14 protein-coding genes and 1 pseudogene are annotated in these 15895 nt (G+C 38.1%); 12 read left to right on the forward strand and 3 right to left on the reverse strand.

Annotated features, from left to right (window positions below; genetic code table 11):
- The first annotated feature begins 3 nt into the window (after window positions 1-3).
- From ACQKMH_RS09750 to ACQKMH_RS09785, 8 genes are all read left to right on the forward strand, one after another.
- Window positions 4-315, forward strand: a complete 312-nt coding sequence (locus tag ACQKMH_RS09750; RefSeq protein WP_427587186.1) for a PTS sugar transporter subunit IIB — start codon at window positions 4-6, stop codon at window positions 313-315.
- Between the two features lie 29 nt (window positions 316-344).
- Window positions 345-1691, forward strand: a complete 1347-nt coding sequence (locus ACQKMH_RS09755) for a PTS sugar transporter subunit IIC (protein WP_427587187.1) — start codon at window positions 345-347, stop codon at window positions 1689-1691.
- 12 nt (window positions 1692-1703) lie between these two features.
- Window positions 1704-1940 carry a hypothetical protein gene (locus tag ACQKMH_RS09760; protein ID WP_427587188.1) on the forward strand — a complete coding sequence of 79 codons (237 nt, stop codon included), beginning with the start codon at window positions 1704-1706 and terminating at the stop codon, window positions 1938-1940.
- Between the two features lie 12 nt (window positions 1941-1952).
- Window positions 1953-2855, forward strand: coding sequence for an ROK family protein (locus tag ACQKMH_RS09765; protein ID WP_427587189.1), 903 nt, complete (start codon window positions 1953-1955; stop codon window positions 2853-2855).
- Between the two features lie 2 nt (window positions 2856-2857).
- A complete protein-coding gene (locus ACQKMH_RS09770) occupies window positions 2858-3172 on the forward strand; it encodes a PTS lactose/cellobiose transporter subunit IIA (protein WP_427587190.1) in 315 nt (104 codons plus the stop codon).
- Between the two features lie 19 nt (window positions 3173-3191).
- On the forward strand, window positions 3192-4520 hold the full coding sequence (locus tag ACQKMH_RS09775) for a 6-phospho-beta-glucosidase (RefSeq protein WP_427587191.1): 1329 nt from the start codon (window positions 3192-3194) through the stop codon (window positions 4518-4520).
- 659 nt (window positions 4521-5179) lie between these two features.
- Window positions 5180-6496: a catalase gene (locus ACQKMH_RS09780; RefSeq protein ID WP_427587561.1), complete on the forward strand. Its 1317-nt coding sequence runs from the start codon at window positions 5180-5182 to the stop codon at window positions 6494-6496.
- Between the two features lie 307 nt (window positions 6497-6803).
- Complete coding sequence (locus tag ACQKMH_RS09785) at window positions 6804-7253, forward strand: DinB family protein (protein ID WP_427587192.1); 450 nt, start codon at window positions 6804-6806, stop codon at window positions 7251-7253.
- An 86-nt stretch (window positions 7254-7339) separates the two neighbouring features.
- On the opposite strand, the gene ACQKMH_RS09790 is transcribed toward ACQKMH_RS09785, so the two are convergent.
- Window positions 7340-8194: an STAS domain-containing protein gene (locus tag ACQKMH_RS09790; RefSeq protein ID WP_427587193.1), complete on the reverse strand. Its 855-nt coding sequence runs from the start codon at window positions 8192-8194 to the stop codon at window positions 7340-7342.
- A 511-nt stretch (window positions 8195-8705) separates the two neighbouring features.
- Here ACQKMH_RS09790 and ACQKMH_RS09795 point away from each other — a divergent pair.
- The 4 genes and pseudogenes from ACQKMH_RS09795 (at window position 8706) to ACQKMH_RS09810 (ending at window position 11258) form a co-directional block, all read left to right on the forward strand.
- A complete protein-coding gene (locus ACQKMH_RS09795) occupies window positions 8706-9314 on the forward strand; it encodes a DedA family protein (RefSeq protein ID WP_427587194.1) in 609 nt (202 codons plus the stop codon).
- Window positions 9311-9783 (forward strand): annotated as a pseudogene (locus ACQKMH_RS09800) (CDP-alcohol phosphatidyltransferase family protein). Before ACQKMH_RS09795 ends, ACQKMH_RS09800 begins: the two are co-directional and overlap by 4 nt.
- Window positions 9784-9968: 185 nt before the next feature.
- Window positions 9969-10310 carry a cupin domain-containing protein gene (locus tag ACQKMH_RS09805; RefSeq protein WP_427587562.1) on the forward strand — a complete coding sequence of 114 codons (342 nt, stop codon included), beginning with the start codon at window positions 9969-9971 and terminating at the stop codon, window positions 10308-10310.
- Between the two features lie 255 nt (window positions 10311-10565).
- Window positions 10566-11258 (forward strand): aspartate/glutamate racemase family protein, encoded by a 693-nt coding sequence (locus ACQKMH_RS09810; protein WP_427587195.1) that lies wholly within the window; start codon window positions 10566-10568, stop codon window positions 11256-11258.
- Window positions 11259-13712: 2454 nt separating this feature from the next.
- Here ACQKMH_RS09810 and ACQKMH_RS09815 read toward each other — a convergent pair.
- Together ACQKMH_RS09815 and ACQKMH_RS09820 are read right to left on the reverse strand one after the other, a co-directional pair.
- Window positions 13713-14306: an NAD(P)H-dependent flavin oxidoreductase gene (locus ACQKMH_RS09815; protein ID WP_427587563.1), complete on the reverse strand. Its 594-nt coding sequence runs from the start codon at window positions 14304-14306 to the stop codon at window positions 13713-13715.
- Window positions 14307-14869: 563 nt separating this feature from the next.
- Window positions 14870-15850 carry a carbohydrate kinase family protein gene (locus ACQKMH_RS09820; RefSeq protein ID WP_427587196.1) on the reverse strand — a complete coding sequence of 327 codons (981 nt, stop codon included), beginning with the start codon at window positions 15848-15850 and terminating at the stop codon, window positions 14870-14872.
- Between the last annotated feature and the right edge of the window lie 45 nt (window positions 15851-15895).

A 15895-nucleotide genomic window follows, 5' to 3' on the forward strand; every position in this document is an offset into this window, starting at 1 on the left:
AGGATGAAAAAAATTCTATTAGTATGTGCGGCTGGAATGTCCACCAGCTTACTGGTAAATAAAATGAATGATGCTGCCAAAGCTAGGGGCATTTCCATAGATATTGTTGCCTTACCCATTTCGGAATGCGCAAAAGCGGCGGAGGAAGTGGACGTCGTGTTACTAGGTCCTCAGGTTAGGTATCAAAAAGCACAGGTGGACTCCATTGTTGTGGGAAGGGTACCTGTAGAAGTTATAGAAATGAGAGCATATGGAACGATGAACGGGAGTGCGATCCTCGATCGGGCTTTAGAGCTTATTGGTCAAAATCAATAACAAACAAACTTTGATTAAGGGGGTATATTATGGGATTCATGGCTGGTTTTGAGCGCGTAATGGAAAGAGCACTTGTTCCTGTCGCCGCTAAACTGAACTCTCAAAGGCATATTGTCGCTATTCGTGATGCGTTTATTTTAGCTTTTCCAATCACGCTGGCAGGTTCATTGATCGTTCTATTGAATTTTGCTGTGCTGGCTCCGGACGGTTTCATTGCAAAGATGCTGTTCCTGAATAAGTTATTTCCTAATTTAGCAGATTACCAGCAAGTATTTGCACCCGTTTTGAATGGATCAACCAGTATTTTATCGATTTTCATTGTCTTTTTAATCGCCAGGAATATAGCCTTAGCCATGAAGGCGGATGACCTTCTTTGCGGATTGACTGCCCTATCCACTTTCTTTATTGTATATCCCGCTTATACCGTTGTTGATGGGGCTAATTTTATTTCCACTCAATGGGTTGGCGCCCAGGGCCTATTCGTTGCCATGATTATTGGTTTGCTTGTGGGCGAGATCTTCAGTCGGTTGTCCAAATCGAAACGCCTTCAAATCACGATGCCTGCGTCCGTGCCACCAGCCATCGCGAGAACATTCAAAGTTCTTTTTCCAATCGTCATTATTACCGTATTATTCTCTGTTGGAAATGCGATCATTCTAGCAATCTATCCAAATGGGATTCATGAATTGATTTATGCAGTGATTCAGACCCCATTGAAAAACTTGGGAACCAATATTTTCTCGTTGATTGTCCTGGCCATTGTTTCGAATCTCCTCTGGGTTTTCGGAATTCATGGTCCCAATACGGTTGCGGCTATCAGGGAAGGAATGTTTGCGGAGGCAGGGCTTGAGAACCTGAACTATGTCGCTGCACATGGATCGGCATGGGGTGCGCCATACCCAGTTACGTGGGCGATCAATGATGCGTTTGCCAACTACGGAGGATCTGGCATGACCCTGGGATTGATCATTGCCATTTTCATTGCATCCAGAAGAAAGGATTATCGCGATATTGGAAAGCTTTCCATTGCACCAGGCATCTTCAACATCAATGAGCCGATCATTTTTGGATTGCCTGTCGTACTAAATCCAATATTGATCTTCCCTTTCATTTTGGTGCCGGCTGTAAACATCTTGATCGGATATATTGCGATCACAACAAAGTTGATCCCGCCTATAGCCTATGCAGTGCCGTGGACGACGCCAGGACCGCTTATTGCATTTTTTGGAACAGGTGGAAACTGGATGGCCCTGATTATCGGATTCGTATGCCTGGCTGTTTCAACCCTAGTCTATCTGCCATTTGTGCTAGCATCCAATAAAGCTGCAGCCATACTGCAATCCGAAGATGCCACTAATAACGACTTACCGGCATAGAAAGGAGAAAGAATGAACACTTATCAAATTCAAATGAATTGTGGGCAGATATCGTACCTTTGTGATTTTTTCTCGGTATATGAAGATGAACTAATAAAAACAAGCCTTCTATCCTCCAATCGGGTTCAGGCGGTATTTGAAGCTACGACTGCTCTTCAAATCAGAGAAGCGGTGATGCATCTGAAACAAGTCTTTCAGCAATCCAAGTTTGGCCCAGGGCTATATTATACAATTAAAAATATTTCGTAGAGGGGAGAAATCATGTCCAACTACTTAGCCTTAGATATAGGGGGAACAGAAATAAAATACGGATTGCTGACCGAATCGGGAGATATTTTGGAAAAGGGAAGATTTCCAACGATCCGCAATAATGGGAATGCCATTCTTCAAGCCATTCTAGCTAAAGTTTCCTTATTTCCAAGTTTACGAGGAATCGCCCTTTGTGCCCCTGGCTTTGTAAATGATCAGACCGGTTTTATTGAAATGGGGGGAGCCATTAATGATTTTGATGGCTTCAACATAAAAACCTATATGGAAGAAATGACGAAACTGCCTGTGACGGTGGAAAATGATGTGAATTGTGTAGCTCTTGCTGAGAAATGGTTAGGCAATGCTAAGGAAATGGAACATTTTCTATGCATGACTATCGGTACTGGAATTGGCGGAGCGGTTTTCATAAATAATCAATTATACAGAGGCATTTCTTTTGCTGCCGGTGAATTTGGATTCATGATCACCGATGGAATCAAGAGTGGTTCAGCTTTAAAAAGCACATTGAGCTGGAATGGTTCTATATCAGGCATCAGGCAAAGGTATGCCAAACATAAAGGAATTCCTGTTGAGGATGTAACAGGCGTAGATGTTTTTCAAGCGTATGAAGCACGGGATCCTATCGCTCTGGAAGAAGTTGAATCATTCTATGACAGTCTCGCAATCGGAATCCATAACTTGTATTTCATGTTTAACCCAAGCAAGATCTTGATTGGAGGAGCTGTAAGTGCAAGGGAAGAATTGATACCAGAGCTAAGAAGAAGAGTCGAATCATTAAATGGATATATACAAGGAAATCGTATTGAAGCATGCCATTTGAACAATGATGCAGGGTTGATCGGTGCTTTGTATCATCATCTGCAAACATATGTACAACAAGGAAGAAGGGAATAGCCATGGAAGGATTGGAAGCTGTAGCGTTTCAAATCATCAGTAATGTTGGAACAGCGAAGAGTTTGATCATGGAAGCATTATATGAAGCAAGAGATGGACGGTATGAAGAGGCAGAGGACAAGCTGAAAGAATCCCGCTTTTATATGCTCGAAGGCCACCATGCGCATTCAGGGCTTATTCAGCAGGAAGCATCAGGACAAAATGTGGAATTGTCACTTTTGCTTATGCATGCAGAGGATCAAATGATGAGTGCAGAAACAATAACTGACCTAGTTGCTGAAATGATCAGAATGTATCGGGAAATGCGACAAAAATAAGAATTGTGGGGTGTCTATTTTGAAGAATGGTATAAAAATTGTGACTATTGGTGGAGGCTCCAGCTACACGCCTGAACTGATTGAAGGCTTTATCAAACGGTATGACGAACTTCCTGTAAATGAAATCTGGCTCGTTGACATAAACAAAGGAAAAGAAAAGTTGGAGATCGTAGGAAATCTTGCAAGGAGAATGGTTGAAAAGGCAGGTCTGCCAATTGACATCCATTTAACGCTGAACCGGCGCGAAGCACTGAAAGATGCAGATTTCGTAACGACCCAATTCCGGGTCGGCCTATTAGACGCAAGAGCTAAGGATGAAAGGATTCCATTAAAGTACGATGTAATCGGCCAGGAGACAAATGGGCCTGGGGGTCTCTTTAAAGGACTCAGGACAATACCGGTGATTCTTGAAATCTGCAGAGATATGGAGGCGTTATGTCCTGATGCCTGGCTTGTGAACTTTACCAATCCAGCTGGAATGGTTACCGAGGCCGTCTTAAGATATAGCAATATCAAAAAGGTTGTGGGCTTATGCAACGTTCCGATCGGGATGAAAATGGGTATAGCAAAAGCTCTGGATGTAGAACCGGAAAGGGTACAAGTCGATTTTGCAGGATTGAATCATATGGTGTTCGGCCTTGATGTATATGTGGACGGAAAAAGCGTGAAGGATAAAGTAATAACCGCGCTAGGTAATCCGGACAATGAAATGACGATGAAAAACATTGCGGGCTTTGCCTGGGATCGTGATTTCATAAAAGGAATCGGCATTATTCCATGCGGATATCATCGTTATTATTATAAGACCGATGAAATGCTTGCCGAAGAAAAGGAATCTTCCGTAACAGATGGAACGCGGGCTGAGGTCGTTCAACAACTGGAAAAGGACTTATTCGAATTGTATAAGGATCCCGAACTAAATGTTAAACCGACTCAACTAGAAAAACGCGGAGGAGCATATTACAGTGAAGCGGCGTGCAGTCTCATCAATTCAATTTATAATGATAAGCGGGATATACAGCCAGTTAACACACGTAATAACGGAGCGATATCGAGTATTCCAGACGAATCAGCCATCGAAATCAACTGTGTGATTACAAAGGAGGGACCAAGACCCATTGCCATCGGCGACCTGCCAGTGGCAGTCCGGGGACTTGTCCAGCAAATTAAATCTTTTGAAAGAATGGCTGCTGAAGCTGCCGTTACAGGAGATTATCATAAAGCATTGGTAGCGATGACCATTAATCCTCTCGTACCATCAGACACTATCGCAAAAAAAATATTGGATGAGATGCTTGAAGCGCATAAAGAAGATCTGCCGCAATTTTTTAATCAAGTGAAATCTTAGATTTAGGGCAATGTGATGATAGGAAAAGATGACCCTTTTTAACAGGGGTCATCTTATTTTTACCACTACTAATGGTCATCCCTTAACCCTTAAAGTAATGATTATGAATTTTCATAGAGCATCATTCACCCGTTTACTGATAATAAAAACAATTGTCGATCTGCTATTTCCTACCTGATATTGTATTTTGTTGAATGGATAAGCATTTCACAAATAGTGTATATAATCATAATTGCCTTACAGTTCACATAAATATATCAGAAAGAATTGTGGACATGGGAGGTAGGATTATGGAAGAAAACAATGGTTGGTTTCAATTAGAAGCAAAATCTCCCTTAACAAGCACAACGCCCCTAAACAGAACGATATCCGAAAGTCCTTCGGTTCGGGAGCAAACCATGCAAAAACAAGATCAGAAAACTGAAAGAACCGATGATCATATATCAGAATCAATAATACAGGCTAACGAAAAAGAGCCTCAAAGACCCTCAGTGCAGAATACTGTAAAAAATGAAACAGGCAAAAGAAATTCCACGCATGACAATCTATCAAAATTAAACATACAGGCTAAAGAAATGGTTCCTCAAAGGCCATCAGTGCAGGATACTGTAAAGGATGAACCTATCAAAAGGAATAGCCCTACACAATGGGAAGGGGATATGCCCGCAGCTTTCCATTCACAGACTGTAGGTAAAAGAGGTCCCGTTACTGAACAGGACAGTATTTTGCATGAAACACTGGAGACTTTTGTCCATGAAAAAATCATAGAAAGGCCGGTACACGTCAAAGGCTTTGGCGCTTTCGGTTACTTTGAGAACATGCATTCAATGGCGGAATATACAAAGCTCAGCTTCTTGCAAACTCCTGGACAGCAGGTTCCCGTCACGGTGAGATTTTCGCTTGCCGTTAGCACGAAAGGAACACCGGATACTTCCCGAAATGTGCGCGGATTTGCCACGAAGTTTTACACGGAAGAGGGTATTTTTGATCTGATTTGCAACCATATTCCTGTGTTTTCCGTACGTGACGCCATACGTTTTCCAGAGTCCATCAAAGCCTTTTTGCCCTCGCCGAAAAACAATCTGATCGACCCCGAACGGTTTTGGAGCTTTGTTGCCAGAGCGCCGGAATCCACTCATTTTGTTGTCAGGCTCTATTCTGACGCAGGCACGGTAAAAAGTCTGCGCCATATCCCTGGCCATAGTGTGAACACCTACGTCTGGAGAAATGCCCAAGGCGTTCGCCATTATCTGAAATACCACTGGGTTCCTCTTGCTGGCGAGCAGTATATAGACAGTAAAGAAGCCGCCAGGTGGAATAGCGAGAATCCCGATATTGCAGGCAAGGATTTGTATGATACCATTGCAACGGGAAAGACCGTTGAATATGGGCTTTATGTGCAGCTTATGAATCCTGATGACGAGGCCACTCTTCCCTTTGATCCGTTGGATGATACCAAGGTCTGGGATGAACGGCAGTACCCTTTGATACCGGTTGGCCGGATGGTGTTGAACCGCAATCCGGATAACTTTATGGAGCAGGTGGAGAAAGTGGCCTTTTCGCCGTCTAATCTTTTGGAAGGAGCGGAACTATCAGACGATAAGATGCTGCAGGGACGCGCAAATATTTACACGGATTCACAGCGTCGGCGGATTGGTCCGGATTTTCGGGGAATACCCGTTAACGATCAGAAAGACTGGACACCGGCTTCACTTATAACAAGCGGAGAAGGAAGGTATGTGGAGGGGCATCTCGTAAGGTCCGACCTGTCCAAACAGGACGATTTCACTCAGGCCGGCCAGTATTATCTAACTCTTTCTCCTGTGGGGCAAGAACATCTGGTAAACAACCTTTCCGCCGATCTTGCCGGGATATCCCATGAGACGCGAAGCATTGTCCTGACCTATCTGAATAATGCTTCAGCGGAACTGGGGGAACGGGTTACCCGCCAAATTGAACATCAGTCAAATGAATAATTTTTTTGATATCACGGTGAATGGTAAAAGGTGACAAGGGAGGGTGCTATGATTAACAATAGCGCCCTATTTATATGTTTCATCAAGATAATTATCATTCCGCAGGGGTGAATGGATCAACACTCGATTTTTCTTTGTTCCATTCAAGATGTGCAACAGATGACGATCAAAAACAACCACTACATACATACATACGGATATTAAGGTTATTAATTGTACAAAGGAAAGTTAAGTGAAGAAGGAATAGAGCTGCTTAATAGAATTCATACAAACCGGATGATTGATGGTGTGTGCGAGGAGGTACTCATTGAAAACAATTCAAAAGATGTATGAGCATGTAAATTGGGCTAATCAACGCATTCTAGATACATTACAAAATGTTGGGGGTGACAACCAACAGGTGAAAAGATTATTTTCTCATATCCTTTATGCAGAACAAGTATGGGTAACTAGATTAAATGGAATGGATAGTTTACATTTGCCCATCTGGTCGGAGGGTGATATAGCGATTTGTGCAAAACTTATTAAACAAAATGAAGAAAACTTCAAAACATTTCTCACTGATATCGCAAAAACTGACCTAGATAACATAATAATTTACACAAATAGAAATGGAAAAGAGTTTAAATCTACTATACGAGATATATTAACTCATATAGCACTTCATGGTCAGTATCATCGCGGGCAGATTAACTTACGACTTCGCTTAGATGGTATTGAACCGGTTAACACGGATTTTATTACATTTATAAGATAAAATGATGGTAAGTGAGGCACTGCAAACAAGCAGATGTACGAATTCGTACATCTGCTTGTTTATATTTTATTTAATTCCCGTTTTGATTAAGGTTTTTTTAGTAATTGAATCTCATTGAATGCTTGTTGAAGATTTGCTTTCGAGTTTAATTTAGTTAGATTGATTTCGAGGCTCACCATTGTCTGGGCAACCTCTGGACGAATTCCTGTAATTATGGTCTCAACCCCAGTAAGAGATAAGGCATCAATTACTTTAAATAGCTGATTGGCTACCATCGTATCAACAAGCAGAACTCCAGATACATCAATGATGAGGTGAGATAGCTTTAGTTCATTAGAACGATTAAGTGTTTCTTCCATTAGTAAATGGGCTCTTTCTGTATCTAAATTCCCGATCAACGGCAGTACACCTATTCCTTTTGTAAGAGGAATGACCGGCACTGATAGTTCCAAAAATGCACTTTTCGCATTTTCCAACGTTTTCTGAAAGGATTTTACATAGGTCAGGCTAAAACTATAAACAGCTCGGTCTAAGAGGGGATCAAAGATATGGATGACATCAAATACGGTAGATGCAGCCATGTTTTTTTCTTTTACTTCTTTCTCAACGGCCTTCCATATATAGGTTCGGTAATAGCTCGTATCTTTTAACGCTTCGTCAAGTGGTGCTCCCAGCGTGTAAAAGTATTCCCCAGTTTCTTTCCCCCATTGGAATATTTTTTCAAAGGATTTTTCATTGTCCGCATGTTCAATTAACGATTCACCGAATAAGCTAATTAAATTACCTCGAATGTCCAAAATGTGTGCTTCTATTTGTTGAAACTCCTTTTTTTCCTGTTCGGTCATTTGGATTCCAGCCATTCTGTCTGTATGAACAGTGTGGGCAATTTCATGTTTCTTTTCTATAATCATTTTGCCTAACATTATTAATTCATTGTTCACAAGGGCTTCCTCCAGCCAATAATATAGATTACTTTTTTTACCTGCTCTTTATAATATAGTCTGTACCACCTTTAATGAAAAGCAAAACTTTAGCGTAAGCGGATAGAATAAGTATGATCATTATCGATTGTTAACTTATTGATAGTAAATTTGAATTGTCCTATTTGGAATTCATTAATGTATGGCAATAAAAACAGTTAAACCATGGGAAAAGGACCTCATGAAACGGTAGAGAGGCAGCGGAAAGCGGAAAAAAAACAAAGGAGACTGAGAGAGGTTATCAATGTCGAAAGTTAAGGATTTCAACTTAAAGGTGAACAGGTAAAGCCTATTTTCTTGGAATTCTGCATTCCTAACCCGTTATATGATTAACAGCCTCTTTATTTTTGTTAAATGGAATCATGAATTTTTTTGTTCATTTAACCTAAACATAAAATAGTTTACACACACATTTTGTATATTTTTCTTTTCGGATGATTGTTTGATATTACCTAAAAGGTGGAGTGAAAAAGTGGAAAATCAAATTACTTACCTTCTAGAGCATTATGGGTACTTCGGAATAATATTTGCTTTAATCGGAGGTATTGTAGGACTTCCTATACCCGACGAGGTTCTCCTTACATATATTGGTTACAATGTGTTTCAAGGGAAGTTATCTTACTTAATTTCAATAATAAGTGCCTTTGTAGGAGCAACGGTGGGGATTTCGCTTAGCTACTTCATTGGTTATAAATTTGGGCTGCCTTTATTAGAAAAGTTTGGACCTAAAATTCACATTACTGAACAAAAAATTAATAGAACAAAGAATTTGTTCAAAAAATTCGGACCTTATCTGTTATTATTTGGTTATTTTATTCCTGGTGTGCGCCACCTTACAGCGTATATGGCAGCTGTCAATCGCTTCTCTTTTAGAAAATTTATTATTTACGCCTATGCTGGGGCATTAATATGGAGTTTTACTTTTATTACACTAGGCAGGATATTAGGGGAAAATTGGACCAATGTTGAACTGTATATTTCAACATACAGAATTTATTTGATAACGAGTACCTTGGTTCTTACAATATTCATTTATCTTTTATGGAAGAGAAGAAACCGATTAAGAAGGGGGATTTCATAAAAGTCGCTTTAAGGAGCAATGTGGGGTTAATTGTCAAACATCAATTACCTAAATTTTTGGAAGTAGCATCGGTTTTCATTTTCTTTTCGGCTTTTTTTGATCTTCTTGATGGAAGGGCGCAAGAAAATTAAAAGTGAACAGTGAATTTGTTGTGGAATTGGATTCCTTGGCTGATATTATTAGTTTCGGAGTAACTCCTGCCATTCTATTTCATTCTCTAGCAGCACCAACGATTTTAACGTCTTTGGCATTTATCCTTTTCCCAACGATGGGAGCATTAATATTAGCTAAGTTTAGTGTTAAATCAACCATTGGATATTATAAAGGATTACCTTTTCCAGCTACTGGATTACCTTTGGCTGGTATGGGTTTCTTTTTATATAGCAATGCGTGGATTACTTTATTGCTCGCTTTTTTAATGGTAAGTCCAATTAGGGTATTTGTAAAAAAGCTAATAACCTCTTCTTGACAGACCTCTGAAAAACGTTGTAAGGCCATAAAAATATTCTTAATGTTGATAACCAAAGTTGCTGACGCAGCTCCTGCAATAACAGGGGTTGCTTAGGCAGCCTTTTTTTTACGACACTCACGGACAAGATCGTTCCATAAGGAATGCGTAAGAATGTATTATAAATACAAGGGGGAATAGAAATGATGAAAAAAAGTAAACACAATGCTGAACATTACATATGGGGAGACAATTGTGATGGGTGGCATTTAGTGAAAAATCAAGATTTAAGTATTATTCATGAACGTATGACTGCACATACAACTGAAATAAAACATTATCATCAACACGCACGCCAATTTTTCTTTGTCTTATCAGGTATAGCGACCATTGAGGTAGATGGAAAAGAAATTAACTTAAATCAGCAAGAGGGAGTGGAAATTCCTCCTTTGGTGCCACATCAACTGTTTAACAAGTCAAATAATGAAGTTGAGTTTTTGGTGACTTCTCAGCCGACAAGTAAAGGTGATAGGATATTAGTTGACTAGAACCAATAACGAGACGAGCTCCTTTTAGGCATCCAGCGTCCTTGGACAACCTTTGAAACCCCATAGCCGTGCAATTGGACATGGATGATTTAAAGAGGGTTTATGAAGCCCTCGAAGGCTTAGAGAAAGAGGGGAAATCTCCATTCAAACTGCTATTGTACACAAACATACATAACCATGCAATAACCAAACTGTACAAAGTCCTTGAATGCAAATGGGTTTTTCTGTATATATCAATGAAAAGGGGAATGTTTCATGAAAACAATTGGCCTTATTGGCGGAATGAGTTGGGAGTCATCTCTAGAATATTATCGTATTATTAATGAACAAGTGAAAAACAAATTGGGAGGATTACATTCAGCCAAGTGCATTTTATACAGCGTGGATTTTGAAGAAATCGAACGCTATCAAGCTCAAGGAGATTGGGAAAGTTCTGGTAAATTATTGGGGGATGTTGCTCAGTCTTTGGAAAAGGCAGGTGCAGAAATTATTGTAATTTGTACAAATACGATGCATAAAGTGATCGAATATATTGAAGAAAAAGTTAGCTTACCAATCCTGCACATTGCTGATTCAACGGCTAATCAAATTCAAAAGGCCGGAATAAGAACGGTGGGCTTACTTGGTACTAAGTATACGATGGAGCAAGACTTTTATAAAACAAGAATTGAGTTTAATGGTATTAAGGTTTTAATACCAAATGATGAGGAAAGAAAAGTAATAAATAAGGTAATTTATGAAGAGTTATGTTTAGGGGAAATTCAACAATCATCAAGGGATTATTACAAAAAGGTTATTAAGAGGTTAGTTGATGATGGAGCTGAAGGAATAATATTAGGTTGCACAGAAATTGGATTATTAGTAAAACCAGAGGATTCAGAAGTACCTTTATTTGATACCACGGTAATTCATGCCGTTGAATCTGTTAATATGGCATTAGAAAAATAATTCAATTACTACTTTGATCTGAGGTAGATAACTTTTTATTTCATCAACTAACTGGTGCGGTGGCCGAAGATCAGAGCTGTCGTTAAGGCAGCCTTTTTCTTATTACACTAATGAGAAAAGAAAATTTACTACCTTTTTTAATTATTAAAGATCGGTTCACTTTTTGCTGCTCCATTAACTGTAAGGCAATAGAATGAAAGGGAGAGGAGGCGTCATTCTGGCGTCTCATTCCTCTTTATTAATTCTACGGTGCCGCGGATCATGTTCTAAATAGTTGAATAATGTGTGAAGACCATAAGGAGATGTAGGCATTTTTCATCAGCTTAAAGTGTTTTGAATACCTGTTGAGATGTCAGAGTTAATGTAATTACCTAATGATTTTAAACACCAAATACAGCATTGATTGGCTAATCAAAACGGCGCATACTGGACGATTTAAGATCATCTAAGTCAAATGATCGGTTGTTAGCAATTAAAAACTCACCACAGAGCTTTAAATTGAATACGGAACAAGTTCAATTTCTTCAATGGACATGAGATAATCATCTGCAGCTTAAACTGAACTCCTTGGAATTAATCAGTTCAACCGAAGGAACTATGTTTGAAACCATCTATTATGAGAACCAACCAACTTATAGGAAGAATCATGAGAGTTATATGAAGCAACATGGATAGTCAACTTAAGAGAAGTTAGGGGATACTAATGAAGCATATGAGAACTGAAGTTGTAATCACTTAAATAATTATTTTTTTATTCTAGTTTACATAATATATATTATAGGAAGTTATAATTTTATTGATGATTTTATCTCATATCTTAAGAATACTTAACTTAGTGAGACAGAATACAAATTTTTTAATAAAACCATTATTAATTTATTATTTTTCATTTTTTTCCCTAATGACTCATTGGTTTAATACTTTAACTTTAAGTAAATATTGTTATTATTAAAAAAATGATTGATCTTCAATTTTAGTTTATTTTCGGATTAAACATTGGCATTTAGCTTTGCTTGGATTTATGGTAATCTCACAATGTGTTAACCAATGTCATTTAATTCACTGATTTTTATTCTAAATCTCCGTTTATCTGTTAAGTGCTAATATATTTCGTTTTTGGGCATTTTTAATTTATGGATGCTCAATGATCAAGTAATACTTTATTTCACTTATTATTTACCAAACTTAGTCTTTTACTCTGAGGATCTGTAATTGCTTTGTTGTAATAATCAAATCAATCGTAGTATTTCCCTTCGTTTAAACCTTCACTTTCACCCTTTCTCCATCCATTCGCCTTAATGGCTAATACATATCCATATGGTATACCATTCTCTTCAGATGCCCTTGACTAGTCATATCTTTTTCCATGTTCATTTAACTGAACCAATTCTGCATTTCGAGGTACAGGGAATTCATATAAATCTATTTTGTTTTTCCATTCCTAGAGACAAATTCAAAGAACCGATATCTAAAAATTCTATATTATAATCTGAAATGTCCTACTTAAGTGATCTAATTTATAAAATTTATTATTTTGATATATAAAATAAATGGCAATATGAGAAAAATCACGGGTTAACACTTTTATATAATTATATAGATATAATTTATTTCAATGACGAGTCAAAAGGTTTTTTATCTTAAAAGTTCCGCTTTCTTACTGAAAGTGATGATAGGGTCCTCTATTTAACCACAAAATCCCCCTATTTGCCTTTTTCATTTATCTGATAGCCCATGTAATGAATGCCATTAAAAAGTAAATGATTTATAAATCTTAATGATGATCAATCCGCTCTATATAAAATTTATTTCTAATGGAAAGAATTGCGTTTCAAGGAACTGCTTAGATATATCTGCAACAGCATGCAATGAATCATTAGAAATCTGCCAAGAATCATAAGGTAAAACCTTCAATCGAACTTGTGTATAAATACTATCTACTTTTTTTAGCAACTCCCCCTTTGTTACCATGAGTGCAATTCATTTATAAGTTAATCGTGAATGCTAACTTCTCTTTTTACAAATAAATGATATAAAAAGTTCAGAAATCAAAGCAGCTTATAGAAAATTGCGAAATGAACTTGTATAAAGCCCTAAGGCATTGTCTGATTAAATGGAATAATATTGTTATGTAAACTCTAATCGCCAATAAATTTGGTTCTTTTACATCTGATAACTTAATGAATAATTCAAGGTTATTATAATCTGACTGTATTTTTTAAAAAGTTTCTGAAAGTTGATTAACAAGTAATGGATGAGTTAATGTGTTTTTTTCTTTCTTGAATTGTCTTTTCGCGTCATAGTGGCGAATAAACCGGTCTTTCCTTCAACTTTCTGTCGTAAATAACTGTAAAGTTCCCTTCATTAAGAGGAATATTTGAAAAAGCCCATACTTGAACACCTATAAAAAAGAAACACGAAATCCACCTTGATCTCATGTTCTTGATAGATTATTTATGTTCGAATTGATTCGATACGGCTTTGTATGAATTCGAACGAGTTTTTTGCTTCTTGTACGATTTGGTTTATGAGTTCATTGACGGTCAAAACTTCTTTTACCAGGCCTACGGATTGACCGCACGACCAGATGCCACCATCTAAATCTCCATCAAAGTATACTTTTTTGCTCCTTTGTCCCGTTATTAGCGGAATAAGGTCTTCTAAAGTGGCTCCTTCACTTTCAAGTTTGTCCACTTCTTTACTGACGGCATTTAATGCTACACGTGAACGACTGCCAATATTCCGTTGGATGACAACCGTATCCAGCTCATCGGCTGATACCATCCAGTTCTTCACGTTATCATGAATCGACGCTTCTTGCGTTGCCATAAAGCGAGTTCCCATGACAATCCCTTCAGCTCCGAGTGACAAGGCACTAATAAGGCCTCGGCCATCCGAAAATCCCCCGCCTGCTATTACAGGTATTGAAACGGAGTCAACTACTCTAGGGAGCATGACAAGCGTGCCTACATCCCCCATGCCAGGATGCCCCCCTGTTTCATTCCCTACAATAATTATGGCATCGACTCCTAATTTCTCTGCCGAGATTGCGGTTTTGACCCCTAATAGGCTTCTTCACAATACCCCAAAAACAAAGAGCCGCACATCCAGCAATAATTCCACCCGAAATAAATGCTAACGTGTAAAGTACATCCCCTTTCCAGATCATGCGCTTTAATAATTGATATTGAACTCGATCGAAATTTTTCCACTTTGTTTTTGATCTTAGCTACTCACTCTTATGTATCCAAATTTACTGATATCCGTTTTTTTACTCCTTCTTCTACTTTTTTCTCTTTTATTTTATTAATAACGTTTGTAAAAGTGTATACAAAATCACGAACGTTCATAAAGTGTTTTCGAACTTTTACGAACATTAAAACAAGGTAATTTTGCATAAAAAATACCCGTTCGTTAAAGTGTATTTTTACGAACGGGATTTAAAATGATTATTTTGAGTAGAAAGAAGAGATTTTGCAGGAATTGAATGATAGTTCGAAAAACATGTCGAGTAATTAAAATCAGTTTGAATATCAATAATGACAAAGGTCTGGCGATTTTGAAACGCCCAATGTACGTAACTGGAACATTCTAATCCTCCTCTACCTATATCACGCCCGTTGAGTAGAAATAAAATTTAATACATGTCGTTTTCCAGGTGCTGCCTGAATAGCTCCTTTTACGGAAGCAGTGAGTGCTCCACTTGCATTTGCAAAAGTAAGTAATCGTTGATGATTTTCACTCACTCTTTCACATAGATTTTCATTAGATACTTCAAGTGACACTAGTTCGGATAAGAAACCTCCCATAAATGCATCACCTGCCCCTGTTGTATCCGAAACAATTACTTTAAATCCTTTGTCTTCATATTCCTCTCCATTTTCCAAATAAATTTTTGCGCCATCGCCTCCTTTTGTATATACGACTACTTTCACGTTACCGACAAAAAGGGATTTAATCGCATCTTTTTCCTTACTAATATTTGTTATAAAATATAATTCTTCATCGGATACTTTTACAATATCAGCTAGAGGCAAGAAGTTTAGTATGGTACGCCGACAGCTTTCTTCATCAGGCCATAAAGGAAGCCGGACATTAGGGTCAAAACTTACAATTCCACCTATTTTATTAAACCTGTCTATCACTTTTATATGAGTTTGTTTCATTGGACTTTCAACTAAATCCACTGAGCAAAAGTGAAGAATATCTCCTTGATTAAACCACTCTGACTTCACCTCTTCTGGTGAAAGTAATAAATCAGCTGTATTCTTTCGATAAAAATTAAAACTTCTTTCTCCGAAATTATCTACAGATACAAATGCTAATCCAGTTTCTCCTTCATCGCTTCGAATAATATAGGAAGTGTCTACATTATTTCCTCGAAGCACGTCCATTAAATAATCACCAAAATTATCATTAGCTATCTTGGTTAGTATGGCTGAATTTCCACCATATTTTGCAATTGCAATCGCAACGTTCATAGGAGCTCCACCGGCAACACGTTCAAAACCAGTAACCTCTTTTAATGATTTTTCTTTTTGAATAGGAATAAAATCAATCAATGTCTCACCAAGACAAAAAACCTTTTTCAATGTATTCACCCCTAAATTAGGAACAAGTGCTAGACACTTGTTCCT

It is taken from the genome of Peribacillus sp. NPDC097895 (assembly GCF_050277555.1).
GTDB lineage: Bacteria > Bacillota > Bacilli > Bacillales > DSM-1321 > Peribacillus.

Excerpts from the sequence above, each read along its gene's own strand:
- ACQKMH_RS09750 (WP_427587186.1), top strand. The coding sequence starts at position 4 with ATGAAAAAAATTCTATTAGTATGTGCGGCTGGAATGTCCACCAGCTTA.
- ACQKMH_RS09755 (WP_427587187.1), top strand. The coding sequence starts at position 345 with ATGGGATTCATGGCTGGTTTTGAGCGCGTAATGGAAAGAGCACTTGTT.
- ACQKMH_RS09760 (WP_427587188.1), top strand. The coding sequence starts at position 1,704 with ATGAACACTTATCAAATTCAAATGAATTGTGGGCAGATATCGTACCTT.
- ACQKMH_RS09765 (WP_427587189.1), top strand. The coding sequence starts at position 1,953 with ATGTCCAACTACTTAGCCTTAGATATAGGGGGAACAGAAATAAAATAC.
- ACQKMH_RS09770 (WP_427587190.1), top strand. The coding sequence starts at position 2,858 with ATGGAAGGATTGGAAGCTGTAGCGTTTCAAATCATCAGTAATGTTGGA.
- ACQKMH_RS09780 (WP_427587561.1), top strand. The coding sequence starts at position 5,180 with ATGCCCGCAGCTTTCCATTCACAGACTGTAGGTAAAAGAGGTCCCGTT.
- ACQKMH_RS09805 (WP_427587562.1), top strand. The coding sequence starts at position 9,969 with ATGAAAAAAAGTAAACACAATGCTGAACATTACATATGGGGAGACAAT.
- ACQKMH_RS09810 (WP_427587195.1), top strand. The coding sequence starts at position 10,566 with ATGAAAACAATTGGCCTTATTGGCGGAATGAGTTGGGAGTCATCTCTA.